Here is an 18,602-nt window from a genome sequence, read left to right as displayed (position 1 = left end):
GACTTTTTTATTTTATTTAAGATTCCGTTAATTTCCCATTACTTTAAAAAATAAGCCACAATCACAGCACCGGGGCCTGCGTGGGTTCCAACCACACTTCCCATCTCAAAGGTTTCCCCTTCGCCCAACGCTTGTTTTAAAAAGGCAATATCCTGCAAATTAAAGCTGTGAGCATAAGCAATGGGCATCGAATTCTCCAGATTCTCCATCCGGCCAAGCCGTTCCACAACAAAGTCGCATGCTTTTTTCATGCCGCGTTCTTTGCCAATCGGTTCCAACACTCCGTCTTTCACCTGAATAATCGGCTTGATTCCAAGCAGGTTGCCCAGCACTCCTTTGGTGCTGGAAATCCGGCCGCCCTTCACCAGATATTTCATGGTGTTAAATACAGCCATCATTTCCACTTTTTGAGTCAAAGCAGTAATTTTTTCGCTGATCTCTTTGCCGCTGAGGCCCTCATCCCGCAGGCGCACCGCTTCGCGCACCAACAAAGCCATGCCGGCAGTAACCGTTGCGGAATCAATGGGATAAATATTATCCCGGCCGCATTCTTCTTTTGCAATCACAGCCGATTGATAGGTTCCGCTAAGCTTTTGAGAAATAAAAATCCCCACAATATCGTCATCGGGATATTCCGCATAAACGTCCAAAAAGCTTTGGGGGCTCACCTGTGTGGTGGTGGGCATCACATCTCCATTGAGCTTTTCATAAAATTCCTCATTGGTAATGGTGAACTTATCCACATACTGTTCGTCGCCAAAATGAACTGTCAGCGGAACAATTTGTATCCCGGCCTTTTGGGCCTCTTCCACCGAAATATCTGCCGTGCTGTCCGTAATGATTTTTACGCTCATGCTGTGTCTCCGCCTTCCTTTTTCTGATCAAAAAAATGACTCAAAATTTTCAGGGATTCCAGCAAAGAGTTCAGCCGCTCTTCTGAAAGGGAATTCCCTATCATCTGAACCATCTCTTGATGAAATCTGCGATGCTGACGCTCCGCTCTTTTTCCCTTTTCTGTCAGAACCACCTGCACTACCCGCCTGTCATCGGGACAGCTTCGACGTTCCAAACATCCTTTTCCCACCAAAACACCCACGGCTGTGGTCAGTGCGCCCACACTGATGGCCAGCCGCGCAGCAATTTTAGACATGGTGTTTTCATTTTTTTCCTGCAAATGTGCCACAGCTTCCAATGTATGCAGTTCCTTTACGCTCAGACCTGCCGCATCCCCATAAGAAAGTGCTGCTTCCTCATATTGCAAAATTTTATTAAACGTTTCTGCAAAAAAGTAATTCAGCTCTTCTTGCTGAAGAGAATTCATTTTTCATACTCCTAAAAAAGTTTTAAGTTAAAAGTATTTTACTTTAAAACAAAAGAAATTGTCAAGTTTTTAAAAATTACTTTACTTGTCGTAGTAGTTGTGTTATAGTGTAATTACTTCATCAGACGTAGTAGTGAAGGGAGAGCGAATAGTGTTGATTGGCAGCGATGTCATGCGCGGCTATAACGATATCATCATCCTGTTTTTGCTGCTGGAGCATGATTCTTATGGATATGAAATTTCAAAAGAAATTCAAACGCGTACTAAGGGAAATTACAGCATGAAAGAAACCACCTTGTATTCCGCCATTAACCGATTAGAAAAAAATGGTTATATTGCCAGCTACCATGGATCCGAATCCTTTGGAAAGCCCCGAACGTATTTTACGATTACCGCTGCGGGCCGGGCCTATTATCAAGAAAAATGCGCCGAATGGCAGCTGACAAAGCAAGTGGTTGATTATTTTACATCTGAGAAAGAGGAGAAAAGCCATGAGTAAAATCCGAATTTATGTAGAAAATTCTTTTTCCTCTCTGCCTCGTACCAAAGAAGTGGTTGAAATGAAACTGCACATTATCGAGAGCATGGAGGAAGCATATGAGAATTTGATCCGGGAAGGAAAAAATGAAAACGAAGCCTTTGGCCTGGTCATAGCAGAATTTGGAAGCATCGAAGAAATTCGCCGAGAGTTGGGAATCCCGGAAGGCTCGGAATTTGTCCCACCCTCCTATCCGGCGGTTCCCGAAGATTTTCGTATTCGGTATGAACAGTTCAACCGTATTTTTGCCGTTGCAGTGACCGTGGGGGTTCTATGCTGTATTCTGGCCATTATTTTTCAGCAGGCTTTTGAAGCTATGTTTGGCGACGGCTACCTTTCTACCATTGCATTTTTCATCATGATCGCCATCGGCGTTGGCATTTTTGTATTTTTCGGGATTCAGAAAAATCATCTGGATGAACAAATGGAATCATATACCCGCTCTTCTGCCACTTTTGGGGACTCCCCCAAAAACAGCCCCCAAAACGAACTGGTCGGGCGGCTCAGCGGAGCCATTATGCTGACAGCAACCGCCGTATATTTGATTTTAGGTTTTCTGTTCCAATTGTGGCATCCGGGATGGGTTGTATTCCCCATCGGTGGAATCCTGTGCGGAATTCTCTCTGTTATTTTAGGTGATCGGTAATTGCCGTTTTGCCCAAAAACGGCAGAAAATTGCTGAACGGTATTTTGCTTTTAAACAATTTTTCTTTTTCTGTTTCGCTTTGCTTGACAAATTACGGCACAGCGCATATGATTGTTAATAATAAAAAATTGCTTTGAAAGGGACACGAATGCAAAGTACCGTCCTTCCAGAGAGCTGTCGGTTGGTGCGAGACAGCGGGGCGTTTGCAGGACATCACCCTGGAGCAGGCAGCTGAACCCTTTGGGTAGTAAGTGTTGCCCGGCCTCCCTCCGTTACCGGGGAGCATATTGTTGGATATGCAGCGAGTGACTGCCAAATGGCAGTAATACAGAGTGGTACCGCGGGAGCTTTCAGCCCTCGCCTCTGGTTTTCCAGAGGCGAGGGCTTTTTTCGTTTTTAAAAGTTTCCTGACCCTATAATCGCCGAATCAGAAAAAACGCTACAGGAGGAAAAAACATGCTGTTAACCGGTGCGCAAATCATTATGGAATGCTTGTTGGAACAGGACGCCACCACCGTATTTGGATATCCCGGTGGAGCCGTGCTAAACATTTACGACGCCCTGTACGAATACCAGGGCCGGATTACTCATGTGGAAACCGCCCACGAACAAGGCGCGGCACATGCCGCCGACGGTTATGCCAGAGCCAGCGGAAAAACCGGAGTGTGCATTGCCACTTCCGGCCCGGGCGCCACTAATCTGGTCACCGGGCTGGCCACCGCCTATATGGATTCGGTACCCGTGGTGGCAATTACCGGCAATGTAAACCGGAATTTGTTGGGGCTGGACAGTTTTCAGGAAGTGGATATCACCGGAATTACCATGCCAATTACCAAACACAATTTTATTGTAAAAGACGTAGAAAATCTGGCCCACACGATTCGGGAAGCCTTCCGCATTGCAGGCAGCGGACGCAAAGGCCCGGTTTTGGTAGATATTCCCAAAGACATTACCACACACCGCTGCGAATTCACCGCTGCGCCTAACCCCATAATAGAAATCCCCTTGGCTCCGCCGGAATCTCGGCTCAATCAGGCTCTGAAGCTGCTTACAGAAAGCCGGCGCCCCTTTGTGTATGCCGGCGGCGGTGTGATTGCCTCTGATGCTTCTGAAGCGCTTGATGCCTTTCTTCGTAAGCTGGACGCCCCTGTTTCCTGCTCCCTCATGTGCCAGGGCGGATTTGACCAAACCGATTCCCGGTATTTGGGCATGCTGGGGATGCACGGAACCATCCCCTCTGCCATGGCGCTGAAACACTGCGATTTGCTGGTGGCGGTGGGAACCCGTTTTTCTGACCGTGTGATCTGCAATTCCGATTTATTTGCCCGGGGCTGCCGTATTATCCACATCGACATTGATTCCGCAGAGTTTAATAAAAACATTACGGCCGATGTCAAACTAAAAGGGGATGCCCGCACTGTTTTGGAACAACTGAATCAACATTTAGAGCAATCCGCACATCCGGGCTGGATGGAGCAGGTTAGGGCATGGCAGCAGGAATACCCCTTAATCCAAACAGCGGCGTGTGACGAGGGAGTAACGCCCCAATATCTGTTCCAAACTTTGCACCGGCTGGCAGGTGAAGATTTGATTCTTACCACCGAGGTGGGTCAGCATCAAATGTGGGCCGCACAGTTTTACCCTTTTCAGCATCCCCGCAGAATGGTTACCTCTGGCGGGCTGGGAACCATGGGTTTTGGTCTGGGCGCCGCACTGGGAGCCCAGCTGGCAAAGCCGGGGCTTCGCGTGGTAAACGCGGCCGGCGACGGAAGCTTTCATATGAACTGCAATGAACTTTCCACTGCTGCCAAATATAACATTCCGATTATCGAGCTGATTTTAAATAACAATGTGCTGGGCATGGTGCGGCAATGGCAAAAGCTTTTCTATGACAGCCGCTTTTCCCAAACCACCTTGGATAAGTCCACCAATTATGAACTGCTGGCACAGGCTTTCGGCATCAAAGCATTTACCATCCGCACCTGTGATGAAGTGGAGCCTGTCCTGCGTCAGGCGCTGGATTACAAAGGGCCGTCGCTGATCAACTGCCTGATTCACAGCGACCTGAATGTACTGCCCATGGTTCCTGCGGGAGCCGCAGCAGAAGATGCCATTATCGAAATTCCGGAAAAGGAGCAAAAATGATGAGTGTGACAAAAGAAAGCGAATACATCCTGTCCGTTCGTGCCCGGAACACCCCGGGGGTGCTTCTGCGCATCGCGGGACTGTTCAGCCGCCGCTGCTATAATATCCTCAGCATTGTGGCTTCTCAAACAGAAGACGAACAGTATTCTGAAATGATAATCGTGGTGCAGGGGGATGACCGAATTGTGCGTCAGGTGGATAAACAGCTGAGCAAGCTTCAAGAAATCGAACAGGTGAATGTGCTGTCCCAAGAGAAGGCAGTGGTAAGGGAGCACCTGTTGCTGCGAGTGAAAAGAACCCCGGAAAACAGCGAATTTCTGGTCACGCTGGCCAATGCATTTCACGCTTCGATTTTGCAGGTTTCCCCCAACCGCATGATTTTAGAACTGGTGGGCGACGCCGCCGCGCTGAACAGCTTGATTGAATTGTGCAGGCCCTATCAGATTGAACAGATTCTTCGCACCGGTGCTATGGCCATGAGCACACAGGAGGAAGAAGTATGCTGACTTTGGATAAAATCTATCATGCCGCCTTTGTCTTAAAAGACGTGATTCGCCAAACAGATTTGATCTATGCCCCCAAAATTCGTTCGGACTGTGAAGTGTACCTAAAAACAGAGAATCTTCAAATTACCGGATCTTTTAAGGTGCGGGGTGCCTATTATAAAATGTCACGCCTGAGCCAGCAGGAACGGGCAAAAGGAGTCCTTGCCTGCTCTGCGGGTAACCATGCCCAGGGCGTGGCTCTGGCTGCCGCCCGCAGCGGCATCCCGGCGCTGATCTGTATTCCAGACACTGCCCCCATCTCTAAGGTGGAATCCACCCGGGCTTATGGTGCGCAGGTGGAACTGGTCAGCGGCGTATATGATGATGCCTATCAGCGGGCCCTTCAAATTCAGCAGGAAACCGGGCGATCCTTTCTCCATCCCTTCGATGACGAAGATGTAATAGCGGGCCAAGGCACGATTGGGCTGGAAATTTTGACCCAACTGCCCGACGTGGACGCCGTGATTGTTCCGGTTGGCGGCGGCGGGCTGATTTCCGGCGTGGCATTTGCTATAAAATCCTTGAATCCCAACTGTAAAGTCTATGGCGTTCAGGCCTGCGGTGCCCCTTCTATGGTGCAGTCTTTATCAGGACACAAGGTGGAATGTCTTGGCGGCGTGTCCACCATCGCTGACGGAATCGCCGTCAAACAGCCCGGCGAACTCACCTATGAACTGTGCCATCAATATGTGGATAAAGTGGTCACCGTAACCGACGACGAAATTTCCACTGCCATTCTGACGTTGATTGAACAGCAAAAACTGATTGCCGAGGGAGCCGGGGCTGTTTCTGTTGCCGCCGCTTTGTTTGACAAACTGGATCTGAAAGGCAAAAAAGTAGTGTGTCTGCTATCCGGCGGCAATATTGACGTCACCATTCTGTCCCGTATTATCAGCCGGGGCCTGCTCAAAGCAGGCCGGTCTGCCGATATGACACTGGAACTTCTCGACAAACCGGGGCAGCTCAAAGAAGTGGCCGGCATCATCGCCGATTTGGGAGGAAATGTGGTGGCAGTCCGCCACGATCATTCCGGTGAAGGCAGTGATATTAACGGCTGCACCCTGCGAATTGTGATGGAAACCCGCAACCACCAGCACATCGAAGAAATTCGAAATGCGCTTTTAAATGCCGGGTATCATATGATAGAGCATTCGTAAGGAAGAATACAAAAAACGGCGGCTCCCTTTTCTGGCTGGAAGAAAAGGGAGCTGCCGGTCTTTTTTCGGTACACTCTGTCCGGGCGGTCCGGACCTTGGAATTACACAGCCATCTCAATCCTTTTTGTATTTCATTCTGGTTGCCATGCCGCCGCGAATATGACGCTGCGCCTTGTTGATTTCCAGTACATTCTTGACTTCTTTGTACAGCTGCGGATCGACATACTTCAGCCGTTCGGCCACATCTTTATGTACTGTGGATTTGCTGACGCCGAATTTTTTTGCAGCTTTACGCACGGTTGCGTTATTTTCTATGATGTATTCTCCCAGCTCTACGGCTCGCTCTTCTACTATGCCTTTCACAGCTCTGCCTCCCAAACTAAATCTGATTAGTTCATAGATATGCGCTTAGAAATGAGAATATGAAAAAAGCGGGAAAGAATCCGGGCTTTTCCCAAAAGAGCGAAATCCATATCAGCAATTGCAATCCCCTTTCTTGTATGTTATAACTAACATAACAGAAGCCGATTCTGGCAACAGGAATACACGACAAATACAGTCCGGGAGGGATTGCAATGAAAGTCAGCCATATGATTTTAAAAACAAAGGATTTGAAGCAGGCAGTAAATGAGTACCGCGAAAAGGGGTTTGAGGTGGAGTACGGCTCCGCAAAAAATCCGTACAATGCCATCATCTATTTTTCTGAAGGGCCGTATTTGGAGCTGCTGGCCTCCACCGGTATGCCGGGCTTTGTTAAAAAGCTGCTGCGGCTGGCGGGAAAGGGCAAATTTGTGGATCGAATGGACTTTTGGGAAAACCACCCCGGCGGGCTTTGCGGCCTTGCTTTAGAAACTTATGAACCCACATTAGAAAAGGAACAAAAGTTGTTGGAACAGGAAAATCAGGGGTATTTTATGACCAATTCCCGAAGGGATGACACCAAGGGCAGAAAGCTGCGCTTTACCTGCCTGTTCCCCTATGACCTGCAGATTCCGTTCCTGATGACTTATTTTAATATTGATCCCAAACCCAAAAACTTTGTTCACCCCAACGGGGCAAAAAAGATTACCAGCGTTGCATTCGGCACAAAAAAGGAATACATCCCTTTCATTCAATCTTTGTGTGACGACCCCACTCTGGCGTTATTTGTGGGGGATGGAATTCGGGATATGGAAATCGAATATGAAACGAAAAGTAAAGAAAACGAAAACAATTTCTAAATAAAAAAATCCGGAACCAGGCATCTATGCCCCGTTCCGGATTTTATTTTCTTTTATTCGCCCATTTTAATATCAAGATAGGCTTTAACCAGCTGAACACACTGTTCCCAGCTTAGTTCACTGCTGTTAAAACTCAAATCATAATTGTCTGCATCTTTCCAGTTGCGCCCGGTGAAATACTGGTAATATTCCGCGCGGCGCTTATCGATCTTTTGAATCAAACGGCGCAGCTCATCATCGGACAAATGCGGGTGAAATTCCCGAGCCCGTTCCATACAGGATTCCATCGGTGCATGAACATAAAGGCTCAGCACATGATCCATATCCCTCAAAATATAATCTGCACAGCGCCCGATAATCACGCAGGATTCTTCCGCAGCGAGTTCGCGGATCACCTTTGCCTGAAACTGGAACAGGTTTTGGTTCGATACAAAATCCTCACTGTCCGGGGGAATCAATTCCCCAGAATACGATTTACGAAATGCCCGCCACAACAAAGTACCCTTTATTTTTTCATCGGCCTTTGCAAATAATGTTTCACTGATACCGCTTTCGTCTGATGCCAGCCGCATCAGTTCTCTATCATAAAAGGGAACCCCCAGTTCTTCTGCCAGCATTCTGCCAACTGTTCTTCCTCCGCTGCCATATTCGCGAGCGATTGTAATCACAAATTTTTTCATTGTATCACTCTCCTGCCTGTTTCGTGTGATGGATGGTATTCCCAGTATAAAACATTCCTCTGTCCGGGTCAACAGAAAAAAGGGTTCTTTCAGTCTTGTTACTTTTCTTGCATAATTTACCAACCCGTGTTAAATTATAAATGTATTGATTTGCTTTATAATTCTTTATAGAATAAATAAATAAGGGAGCGTGTTTCTATGAAAAAATACAAGCTGCTGACCCTGGTCATCGGTTTTGTATTGGCCGCCGTGGCTTTTGCGCCAGCGTCCGTTTTCGCTGCCAGCAGCGATTTTAAAATGTCAGGCAGTACTTTGGTAAAGTACTCCGGAACCGATACGTCTATTAAAATTCCCAACACCGTCCGTTACATAGGGGATGGGGCTTTTCAGGGAAACAACCGAATTATTTCTGTCACCATTCCCGATTCGGTAGAATCCATCGGCAGCAAAGCCTTTTATGACTGCGGGCGCCTTGCCTCGGTTTCTATTCCGAATTCCGTCACCGAAATCGGCTCCAGAGCCTTTGCAGAAAGCCCCAAGCTTTCTCGTGTGACTCTTCCCAAAAAACTGACTGTGGTTAACGAGGGGATGTTCAGCGGCTGCACCGGCCTGCACGAAGTTTCTCTTCCCACCGATCTGGAAGTTATCGAGGAAGCAGCGTTTTATAACTCCGGTTTGACCAGTGTTTCCATTCCGCCTTCTGTCAAAACCATTGAGAAAAAAGCGTTCAGTTACAGCGGAAAACTGGCCAGCGTTACCTTCCGAAATGGACTTACCACTTTAGAAGAAGAAGCCTTTAGCTATTGTAAAGCTTTAACCTCGGCTTCTCTTCCCCGCACCATTTCACACATGGGCAGTTCGGTCTTTTACAGCTGTACCGCACTGAAAAGTGCCAGCCTGCCAGACGGCATGGAAGTCTTGCCGCCGAAAACTTTCTTTAACTGCACCGCGCTGACCAGTGTGAGTCTGCCCCGTTCTCTTTATTCGATTGAAGAAAGAGCCTTTTACAACTGCCGGGCGCTGACCACCATTAATTTGCCTTCCATGCTGGATGAAATCAAATCCGAAGCTTTTGCTTATTGTGTAAACCTGGTTTCGGTTCACCTTCCGGAATATCTTTCGCGTTTGGGCGAAGCCGCCTTTTCTTATTGTTCCCGTTTGCAGCAGGTAAATATTCCCTCAGAACTGGGAACCTTGGAAGACGATATGTTTGCCTATAATCAGCAGCTGACCACCGTTACCATCCAAAACGGGTTAAAAGGCTTAGGTGACGGCGTATTCTATGACTGCCCGCGCCTATATACTCTGGTCGTTCCGGACAGTGTGGATGACATTGGACGCAATACGTTCTCTGACAACACAACGCTGAGAGGCACTTCTAACTCTTATGTTCGTTTTTATGCGGAAAGCAAGGGTTATAAATTCAAGCTGACCAGTGATCCTTCTTCCGATATTCCTGCCGGCGTAACGCCGCCAACTACCAATCCAACAAATCCCACCAATCCTGTGAACACCGATTTAATTTATAACGGAATTCAGTACGCCGGTTCCGTCATGATTGATACCAACGCTTACACCATGGCGCCTAATAATATTTATGACATCGGTGTATCGTTGGCCGGAAATGCATATACTAAGACCATCAACGTTTATTCCAGCCGAACCGGAATTGCAACTGTTCAGCGGCTGGCAAACGGCAATTACCGCGTAACCGGCAAGTCCCCGGGCACCTGTTATGTGGTGGTGGAGGTTCTGGATGGCTCAAGGGTTCTCAATCATGTCTCCATTCGTTTTGATGTGGCTTACAATGTTGTTCAGCATGGCCAGGCGGCAAGAAATCGCAGCTATTTTAACTGACAATTTGCCGTAAGTACAAAACCATGCAAAACGGACAATCCAATGACTGAATCTAAAAAGCTTCCGGTTTTCCGGAAGCTTTTTTTGTTTCTTTTTTAAAAAGTCTTCACTTTTTAACATCAAATGGGAAAGCTAAAAAACAACTGGTTGAGATTTTGGATTTTTTATGACAGAAACCCAGAATAAGAAATTTGATTTTAAATTGGAAGGATTGTTACAATGAAAAAATTACTGTCTTTGGTTCTGGCCTGCCTGTTGTGTTTTGGAATCACCGCCTGTAATCAGGGCAACCATTCATCTTCTTCAGGAACAGAAACCGATGAATCCTGGAAGAAGATAGAACAATCCGGAACGCTGATTGTTGGCACGGATGGGACTTTCCCCCCTATGGGATATACTGACGAAAACGGTGAATTGGTTGGATTTGATATTGATGTAGCCAAAGAAGCTGGAAAATACCTGGGAGTGGATATCAAATTTCAAATAATTGACTGGGCAAAAAAAGAGGAAGTTCTGGATAATTACGAGGTGGATGTTCTGTGGAATGGTTTTAGTAAAACACCGGAAAGCGCCCGAAATTTTTCGATGAGTATCCCTTATTTAAGCAGCAATCAAGCCATTTTAGTCAAAGGTAACTCTACCTATTATTCCCTAAAAGATTTAAGCGGAGCAACAATTGGTGTGCAAAATAATTCCTCTGCCAAATATGCACTGAATTCCACACAAAACCGTGATTTTAAACATTCCTTAAAAAAGATTGTAGAAATCGAAAGTTACCCGGAAGCCACAACCCAAGTTGAAAAAGGTATGATTGATGCAATTGCCATCGACGAAGTCTCTGCCCGCTTTTTTATGAATAATCAGCCGGGCACCTTTCGCATGTTAGATGAAGGCGGAACCCCCATTTCACTGGCCGATGAAGATTATGTAATTGGAATGCGTAAAAACGACGAGGCTTTAACTGAAAAAATGAATGAAGTGCTAATGAAATTAGAAAAAAATGGGACTTTAAAGGATATCTCATACAAGTGGTTTGGCGAAGATATTACGACTGTAGAAAGAAGTTAAGAACATTTAATATCAGACCCAAACAAACCGATAGTTTATCGGCAACTACACAAAAAGCAGAGCCATCCCTCTTAAAAGTGTTTTTACCGGTTCTTTGCGTTCTGATTAGGGCTAATGTACGCCAAAATAATACTTTAGAATAAAACAAAACCGAAAAGATTTGCCACCTGACAGATACAGGCAAACAATTCCTTTCGGTTTTAAAACGAAACAAATTAAAGATAATCCAAGGATGATTTTAGAATGTTTTAATTGTATGTCAGAACAAAAAACTAATTTTTTTCATCTCTGTTCTGTTCATGTAATACCCGCCGCAGCCAATGGCTGTGGGGTTGGGCTTTTATAATTCACAGGATAAATATTATATACGATCTCCTCTTTCGACACCATGGAAATCGGAATCCTGGGGACTAGACTATGCAATACTTCAATGAATCCGGTATAAGGAACTCCTGCCATACCAGTTACAACATGAACTGCCCCAATCTGACGAATAAATCCGGCTGCAATCAAAGGGCTGTCATCGTGAAAAATCACTGTCATTTCTGCTGCGGCCTCTCGTGCTGTCTGGTATAGATATTCCAATTCGTCACCACAAGCGCTGTATCCTGCGGCCTCCGGTTGCACACACAGAACCTGCATTGGCAAATTTCGTTCTTCGGCCAACCGTTTTCCCGCCCGAATCAGACGATCGCAGTCACGCTGCCCGGTCACACATACAAGAAGAGCAGCCTTCTTTTTGGTCACCATTTTACCTCCTTTCAACTCTGGCTTTTGCTCTTGGAACCATCTTTAGTATAATGCTTTTTTACAAATTATCAATGGATAAATTATGAACTCAATGTAAAATTCATTGTTGATTGTCCACAAAATACCAGCTGATTCAAGCAAGCGTTCTTGATATAATGACAGCAAAAAGGGCATTTCACTGCGTGAAATGCCCTTTTTTTCAAGAAAGATTCAAATGTATTTCAGTAAACCGGTGTGCATACAGCCTTTATAAAATCAAAGAAAATACAAAAGAGAAACACCAAAATCCGGTTCCTTTTCAGAAGCGAAAATCAAGCGATTTGCTTCATTCAAAAATCTTTAAGAAAGATTCGCCTTCCAAAGGCCATGCAGATTGCAGTACTCATAAACCGCCACAGGCTTTTCGCCCTCTGTCAGCGCAAATACCGCTGTGGGGGCCTGACCCGGCTCCAATGCTTTGCGGTGGCCGCCATCTTCTGTCTGCAAATAAATCCACTGAATGTAATGCTCCGGCAGCATCGGGTGATCCACACTGCCAACGGTTACCGTCACCAGATTCCCTTCCACTGTGACTACGGGGACGTGTTTTTCCTTTGCGGCATCGGTGGTGTTGGCAACCAGCTCTGTCATTTTTTCGCCACAGCAAACGGTGGGAACCCCAGAACTAAACACCATTCCAACCAGATTTCCGCAATGCTTACAGATGAAAAATTTTTGTTCTTTATTCATTTTTCTACTCCTTTCAAAATGTCCTTTTCTGGTAAAAACCGGTAAAGGACTGCCTTCCTGTTGATTATAGCGCAACGCCTCATCAAAATCCATAGAAAGCCAAGAAAAGGAAAAAGAAAAATCGGAAAGCTTCTCATCTTACATCCTGAGCATTTAACTGCTTTGCCACAATCAACAGCCGGCCATCCTCCCGGGAATATTCACAAGTGGATAAAATCAGCAGACGGTCACCAAATTGGGCTGTTTCTCCGGTTTCATACAGCGCTCCCTTTTTGCAGGCATTTTGAAATTCCTCATATTCCTGTTGATTCGCAAAGGAAGCAGAACGCGTATAATCAAAAGCATCGGAATCCCCAACGGCCACATTGATTTTCGATACCATCACAATTTGATAGCGGCCAAACTGGTCCAACGTATCAAACTGAATCACAGGATGTTCCCGGTAATAAGATTCCTCTTCATAAGAAGTCAACGCACCAAACATTCCCTTGCCCTTGGTGTGGTGCCCATACACAATCACATTGCCGCCACCGGCGGATAAATCACAGCTTGCATCTGCATAAGGAACACCGAATGAGCTGTGTTTTTTATGAAATCCATGGTTTAAATAATAGTTTGGATCCAGAGGTGTCTGCATGACCGGGTAATCAATGGCAGTGCCCTCAATGCGAATCCAGCCCGCCATATCCGGATTCTGAGAAATCAAATCCCCATACACCTGCCGGGGTGTTTGGGGCCGATCTGCTGCTGCCGGGAAAGAAGCTTCCCCGGCAGCCTGCGGTAAAACAGAAGATAACTGCATACGCAGATCCTGAAAATTCTGGTCGGCTGTTTTTTGTTCCAAATGATCCCGAAGCAACAGCCCCCCCGAAAGGAGAATCAGCATGCTGAAAAAGATACATCCGGCAACAGCCATTCTGCGCTTTGTAAAAGGGTTATTTGCGGACATGCCGGCCTTCTGAACGATTTGTCACCAGCAGGTTCACGCAAAATCCCAATCCGGCTAAGGACAGAACCAACACAAACGCCCACATGGGGGAAATTCCCATATAACCGGTTTTGGGTCCGTACACTTCTTTGCCGGGTCCGGCAGGGGGATTCTCGTCGTCGATCTGCTCGGTATTTTCGGGCTCAGGAGCTGTGGGAGTGCCGGGTGAAACGGGCACTTCCTCAGGCGGAATCCACTCAGTGGCCAGTTCGTTATAGAAACTTACTTTTACTCCACTGCCTGACAAGGACACCGTCTGTTCGCCGGGCAGCTGATAACGCCCATTGGTCAAAGCCGTTCCCTTTTCACGAATGGTATACCTGCCCCTGGGCAGATTATCAATCATAATGCGGCCATCCTGATCCGTTACAAATTCTTGGCTATAGCTCATGCCATCGCTTACCACAAAGGTAAAGCCTTCCAGACGGCCGTCTTCTGAGCTTTTCTGAATCGCAATAAATCCGGTGTCAGAAGGATTGCCGGGCTTTCCGCCTCCGCCGCCTCCGCCGGGCTTACCGGGCTTACCCGGTGTAACAGGAGGAGTAACGGGTATCTTTTCATTTTTAATGAGAATTTCAGTTACCTCTGCCGGGTGAATCACCGTCATTTTTCCATCTTCTGCAACATTCACCGTAAAAATAGCTTCTGTATTTTTCTCATAACCGGAAGGTGCAGAAATCTCAGCGATGAGATACGAACCGGGCGCTTCCTTAAATTCAAAGGAACCATCATTGTTGCTCAGCATCATCTGCTTTGCATTTTCTTTGGTGAACTCTGTCGTTCCTTCTTCAAACAAACCAATCAGCGCGCCGGGCAAAGCCCGGTTTAAAGTATCTGTTTTCTTTCCGGTAATGGTTCCGGAAGTTTTACTGTTTTCCACTTCGATAATCGGGAAGTTTCCGGAATCCAACTTCATTTCTTTGGTTCCCTGCGGATAATCCGCCAAAGTGGTTGTGGCTAGGAATACAAAATACTGGGGTCTGCCGTCTAAAGCATAGCCTTCGGGCGCCTTGGTTTCTTTGATCTGATAAAGCGTATCTCGTTTCAGAAACAAGAAGTTCGCATTGCCGGTTTCTTGCGATGTGGTTTTCACCTTGCTGTTGCCGACAACCCATTGCTCACCAGATTTTGTCATGGTACTAAGGGTAAAGGCCGCGCCTCCCAACGGCGTTTTTCCATTGGAATCTATTTTCTTTACCTGCACATAAGGTGTTTTTGCTCCGGTCGCATAGTTAGAAAGATCAAAATCTTCCGTCGCCCCGGGGTTCGATCCACCTGTATTCGTGCTGTCGTCTTTATTCCATTTCAAGGAAACGGTATTGATCATATCATCCTTGCTGACATTGTCGACTAAAACCGTATCAAATGTGACAATCAGCGGGGTTATGGCATATTGTTTCGGAATCGTAAAGCTAAATTTGTTATCGAGCTTTACCATATTCAAAGTCTGATCCGAAATGGATTCTCCCTCGGGCTCCACCTTTGTACCATCCTGAGAAACCGTTGCTTTGTGTACTTTCAAAGATTCCGGAACCAGTTGGAAGAAAGATTTGAGATCATCCACCAGCTGTGCGCCTTCCATATTGACCCCATCCCGATTCAGTACAATTGTCCAATGAGCGTAAGACACCGTTCCATAATCGGGGTAATCCTTCATATGAAAATATTCACCGGTTTTGGTGATAGAAGGAAGATTCACATCATGTGTGACCGAAGCAGAAGCTTCAATCGCAACACCAGGGCCATCCTTATCCGTGGGATCCTGAACAAATCCATTCAATTTTACTTCGTTCGTAAAGGAATACCACGGGTTTAATACTCCGGATTCGTCCTTCTGCTTCGCAATTTTTTCCCGAAGCGCGTCATCTACAACGGTAGTAAATAAGAATTCAAAGGTATCATCAAATTCTTTATCAACCGTAAATGTCACTTTGCCCTTGGCAGGATCCGCATTCTTTACCGTAACTTTCTGTCCATTTTCAAATGTTACGGTAGTGCCATGAATCGTTCCTTTTTGGGATACTCCTGTACTGGAAATTCTGGTTACTTCCTTTAACTCGCCAAAGGTCGTCTCGTCAGGCAAAGTATCCGTCAGCACCGCACCGGCAAGAATGGACGCATGACTGCGGTTCATTTTCACCTTCCAATAGAGCTGATGATTTTCATAATCATAATAATTGCCTTGTTTTCCCTCAGAATCCACATTCTCTTTTTCCAGAATCGTGTTGGGAATCTTTTTTTCTGCTTTTCCCTTACCCGTTACTGGCTTTTCTTTAATCTCTCCTGTAAATGTGGCTTCATTTTCTAGAACCTTACTGCCATTTTGATTTAAAATGGAAGGGTCAACAACGCGAGTGATGAATTGCAGTTCATAAACCTGGCTTTCTAAAATCTTATCCAGATGAATTTGATATGTGGTCGTATCATCATTTTTATTCTTTGTTTCCGTATAATAAGGTTTTTCGCTGGTATCGGTATCTGCTTTTATTTCTATCCATCCAGAACCGTACTTCCGATTTTTCAAATCAGTTGTTCTGGTCAGTATCCGGTAATTAATGCTTTCCAGCTGCTGTTCCTTATTGTTCAGAATATCGGTAATGACCGCATCGGTAATTTCCTGACTGCTCATATTCACTGTGAAATTCCAAGTCAGCAGTCTGGCATCCTCGTGATGCTTGCCATCCTCATTCTCTTGGTAGCTGCCTTTTGATTTTTGGAACAGGCTGTAATCCAAGGTGCCTTCCTTAGAAATATTAAATGCGAAATCATCAGACCATTCATTTCCTGGCCCCGGGCCATATTCGACAGTGCCAGACTTCCACAGCATTGTGGCTTCATTCTGCAGCTGTACATTTTTGGTATCCTCTGTAATAGCCTTTTTAACCTCGGTTCGGTAGGTTACGATAAGGGGTTTATTCAAATCATCCTTCTTTAAAGGAATGATCATAACAGCTTCGTTCTTGTCGTCATTGACATAATAAACCGCTTTCGCGCCATCATTTGTCAACTGATCTAAACTTTCAAAAACTGTCTCTCTTTGTTCTTTCGTCAACTCCATTAACTTAGAAAGATCAGAATAAGGAATATATTTGGAAGATTTTGTTTCTTTGGTTGCTTCACCAGAGGTTCCATTGACTGTGAATGGAACTTTGCCGGATACTTCTTCATACATATGGGTATCCTTGACCCCTTGTATGGAATCTATCAGATATACCGTGCCATTGATTCCGGTAAAATAGGTGTTGGCCTGAATCGTCCAATTATAATACGGGCTGTTCAGTTCACCACGCTTGCCTTCCTTCGTCATAAAAGAACCGGAAAGCTTTGAGGTAACCTTATTCGATACCGCATCGGGATCCGTAGAGTTTTCACCCCATAATTCGGCCTGATTGGTAAAGGTAAAGGAAGGACTTTTTTCAGCTAAATACTTTTGATACATTTCAGCCGTCATCATTGTGGTGACGACGAAAGTAGCTTCGGTAAGATCCTTTGCCTCTTCGCCGAAGGTGTATTTCAACACATTGGAAGAATTCTCTTCTTCACCAGAAGCCGCCGGATAACTATATTTACCGTTTCCTGTTTCAGCATCTTTTTCTAATGGCACTTCATTTAACTCGACAGCGGTTACCATTAACCCCTCCGGAATGGGGTCTACCAACGTCATTCCCTCCAGTGTTTTCTCTTTGGGTGCAGTCGCTTTGATGGTATAAGTCAAAAAGTGATCCGAATCTGCTTCTGTAATCGCAGAAGCTTCTTTTGTCAGCTGATATTTGTCCTTTTCCCCGCCGCCGGGTTCACTGCCGCCAGAAAAGGTCACGTTAACGCTGATAATGCCATCCTCTAAATCTAAATTTGGCTGTGTTTCACCATCTCCCTCTTTGGTAATGGTGACATTTAATTCTCCACCAGCAGCAACTTCATCTCGATTATAAATAATCTTATTTAAACTGCCTTTTATTGTAAGAGTATCCTCACCGTCTGCCTGAATCGTATATTCTCCGATTTTCAATTTACCCTTAGGAGCATTCGCCTCATCAAATTCCAACGGAAAGGTCCCTTTTAGTTGTTCCAGAGAACCAAAAGTATCTTTATCGAATTTCAAAGAAAACTCAAAGGTAATTGGGGGGAAGTTTTCATCATCTTCCGCCAGTGCCCCCTTTGTCAGTAAATCATCTACAGCCTTTCGAAAGTCATCTGCCTCTTCTATTGGATCTGGCAGTTTCAGCTCTTCTAAATAAGACTCTAAATATTCCCCTACTGATGCTTTCACTTCAGAATCATCATTCAGTTTCATATCAAAATTAAGCGTTAGCTTTTTGTCTGTTACCGAAGCGATTAAGTCGAATGCCTCAAACATTTCTGGGGTTGTAAATTTGCCGCCTTCGACAAGTAAATTCACTTCTTTATTTCCAGTGTCGCCTTCCTCTTCTCCCTCTGCACCTAACGCCGTTAGCGGCAGCAATTGAAAAGACAGCAAAAAGCATAAAAATAGGGCTATTGCTCTTTTCCCTGTCCAATTTTTCATCAAAAATCCTCCTCATCCTAATCGGTTGTGCTTATAAAACAATTGATTTCTTTTGCCATTTTTACGTTTCTTTTCCCTTGAAAAGAACCTAAGACGTAATTCTGTTTTCTATTCTAAATCATACGCAAAATTATTGTAATTGATAATCATTCTTTTTATCGTAATCACCATTTTGCTGGTAACAAATTGATTTTTCTTCCAATACAAATTAGTCGATTCTCTAACTTTGGAAGAAAACTAACCAATTTTTATTTTGTTATTTATTTCCATTTATTTTGTTTTTTGTTTATTCTTATATTTAAACCGATTTTTTCAATTCAAAATTTTCGAAATAGCCTGACTGGTCTTTCAATCCGGCCATTTTGTAAACAAGTAAAACAAAGGGCTTCCTCACCAGTCCTTTGTTGCTGTCACAACGCAGCAATAACCCCGT

At 45.3% G+C, this 18,602-nt stretch carries 16 protein-coding genes and 1 other annotated feature; of the genes, 8 read left to right on the top strand and 8 right to left on the bottom strand.

The genetic code is table 11. The features are described 5' to 3' along the window. Positions 1-38: 38 nt before the first annotated feature. Both C1A02_RS01485 and C1A02_RS01480 read right to left on the bottom strand, forming a co-directional pair. Positions 39-854, bottom strand: coding sequence for a DegV family protein (locus C1A02_RS01485; RefSeq protein ID WP_101696432.1), 816 nt, complete (start codon positions 852-854; stop codon positions 39-41). Beyond that, positions 851-1,321 (bottom strand): MarR family winged helix-turn-helix transcriptional regulator, encoded by a 471-nt coding sequence (locus C1A02_RS01480; RefSeq protein ID WP_101696431.1) that lies wholly within the window; start codon positions 1,319-1,321, stop codon positions 851-853. Before C1A02_RS01480 ends, C1A02_RS01485 begins: the two co-directional genes overlap by 4 nt. A gap of 151 nt (positions 1,322-1,472) precedes the next feature. Between C1A02_RS01480 and C1A02_RS01475 the strand changes: the two genes are divergently transcribed. The 5 genes from C1A02_RS01475 to ilvA all read left to right on the top strand — a co-directional run bounded on the left by C1A02_RS01475 (position 1,473) and on the right by ilvA (position 6,352). Then, entirely contained in the window at positions 1,473-1,820 is a 348-nt protein-coding gene (locus C1A02_RS01475) for a PadR family transcriptional regulator (RefSeq protein ID WP_503089922.1), read from the top strand. Next, positions 1,813-2,505: a permease prefix domain 1-containing protein gene (locus C1A02_RS01470; RefSeq protein ID WP_101696430.1), complete on the top strand. Its 693-nt coding sequence runs from the start codon at positions 1,813-1,815 to the stop codon at positions 2,503-2,505. Before C1A02_RS01475 ends, C1A02_RS01470 begins: the two co-directional genes overlap by 8 nt. Positions 2,506-2,629: 124 nt before the next feature. Next, positions 2,630-2,873 (top strand) — a binding site (T-box leader). 88 nt (positions 2,874-2,961) lie between these two features. Next, positions 2,962-4,650 carry a biosynthetic-type acetolactate synthase large subunit gene (ilvB, locus tag C1A02_RS01465; protein WP_101696429.1) on the top strand — a complete coding sequence of 563 codons (1,689 nt, stop codon included), beginning with the start codon at positions 2,962-2,964 and terminating at the stop codon, positions 4,648-4,650. Continuing rightward, positions 4,650-5,156: an acetolactate synthase small subunit gene (ilvN, locus tag C1A02_RS01460; protein WP_101696428.1), complete on the top strand. Its 507-nt coding sequence runs from the start codon at positions 4,650-4,652 to the stop codon at positions 5,154-5,156. Before ilvB ends, ilvN begins: the two co-directional genes overlap by 1 nt. Beyond that, the gene (gene ilvA / locus C1A02_RS01455) at positions 5,150-6,352 is read left to right on the top strand and encodes a threonine ammonia-lyase (protein ID WP_101696427.1); all 1,203 of its coding nucleotides are present in this window, start codon (positions 5,150-5,152) and stop codon (positions 6,350-6,352) included. The genes ilvN and ilvA overlap by 7 nt, the downstream gene beginning before the upstream one ends. A gap of 114 nt (positions 6,353-6,466) precedes the next feature. Here ilvA and spoIIID read toward each other — a convergent pair whose 3' ends face one another. Further along, positions 6,467-6,715, bottom strand: a complete 249-nt coding sequence (gene spoIIID / locus C1A02_RS01450; RefSeq protein WP_009066041.1) for a sporulation transcriptional regulator SpoIIID — start codon at positions 6,713-6,715, stop codon at positions 6,467-6,469. A gap of 212 nt (positions 6,716-6,927) precedes the next feature. Here spoIIID and C1A02_RS01445 point away from each other — a divergent pair, with 212 nt between their 5' ends. After that, positions 6,928-7,572: a VOC family protein gene (locus tag C1A02_RS01445; protein ID WP_101696426.1), complete on the top strand. Its 645-nt coding sequence runs from the start codon at positions 6,928-6,930 to the stop codon at positions 7,570-7,572. Between the two features lie 53 nt (positions 7,573-7,625). Here C1A02_RS01445 and C1A02_RS01440 read toward each other — a convergent pair whose 3' ends face one another. After that, positions 7,626-8,252 (bottom strand): cytidylate kinase-like family protein, encoded by a 627-nt coding sequence (locus C1A02_RS01440; RefSeq protein WP_101696425.1) that lies wholly within the window; start codon positions 8,250-8,252, stop codon positions 7,626-7,628. Positions 8,253-8,450: 198 nt separating this feature from the next. Here C1A02_RS01440 and C1A02_RS01435 point away from each other — a divergent pair, with 198 nt between their 5' ends. Both C1A02_RS01435 and C1A02_RS01430 read left to right on the top strand, forming a co-directional pair. After that, positions 8,451-10,109, top strand: a complete 1,659-nt coding sequence (locus tag C1A02_RS01435; RefSeq protein WP_101696424.1) for a leucine-rich repeat domain-containing protein — start codon at positions 8,451-8,453, stop codon at positions 10,107-10,109. A 219-nt stretch (positions 10,110-10,328) separates the two neighbouring features. Beyond that, positions 10,329-11,177 (top strand): transporter substrate-binding domain-containing protein, encoded by an 849-nt coding sequence (locus C1A02_RS01430; RefSeq protein ID WP_101696423.1) that lies wholly within the window; start codon positions 10,329-10,331, stop codon positions 11,175-11,177. Positions 11,178-11,474: 297 nt separating this feature from the next. On the opposite strand, the gene C1A02_RS01425 is transcribed toward C1A02_RS01430, so the two are convergent. The 4 genes from C1A02_RS01425 to C1A02_RS01410 all read right to left on the bottom strand — a co-directional run bounded on the left by C1A02_RS01425 (position 11,475) and on the right by C1A02_RS01410 (position 18,169). Next, the gene (locus C1A02_RS01425; RefSeq protein ID WP_243577879.1) at positions 11,475-11,927 is read right to left on the bottom strand and encodes an adenine nucleotide alpha hydrolase family protein; all 453 of its coding nucleotides are present in this window, start codon (positions 11,925-11,927) and stop codon (positions 11,475-11,477) included. A 339-nt stretch (positions 11,928-12,266) separates the two neighbouring features. After that, positions 12,267-12,656, bottom strand: a complete 390-nt coding sequence (locus C1A02_RS01420; protein WP_101696422.1) for a desulfoferrodoxin family protein — start codon at positions 12,654-12,656, stop codon at positions 12,267-12,269. 133 nt (positions 12,657-12,789) lie between these two features. Beyond that, positions 12,790-13,605 (bottom strand): class B sortase, encoded by an 816-nt coding sequence (locus tag C1A02_RS01415; protein ID WP_101696421.1) that lies wholly within the window; start codon positions 13,603-13,605, stop codon positions 12,790-12,792. Continuing rightward, positions 13,592-18,169 carry an MSCRAMM family protein gene (locus tag C1A02_RS01410; RefSeq protein WP_101696420.1) on the bottom strand — a complete coding sequence of 1,526 codons (4,578 nt, stop codon included), beginning with the start codon at positions 18,167-18,169 and terminating at the stop codon, positions 13,592-13,594. Before C1A02_RS01410 ends, C1A02_RS01415 begins: the two co-directional genes overlap by 14 nt. Positions 18,170-18,602: the final 433 nt, after the last annotated feature.

Source organism: Clostridium minihomine, from assembly GCF_900240385.1.
GTDB lineage: Bacteria > Bacillota > Clostridia > Oscillospirales > Acutalibacteraceae > Faecalispora > Faecalispora minihomine.
Note: the sequence above shows the minus strand (reverse complement) of the source record. Positions and strands in the feature narration are given on the sequence as shown.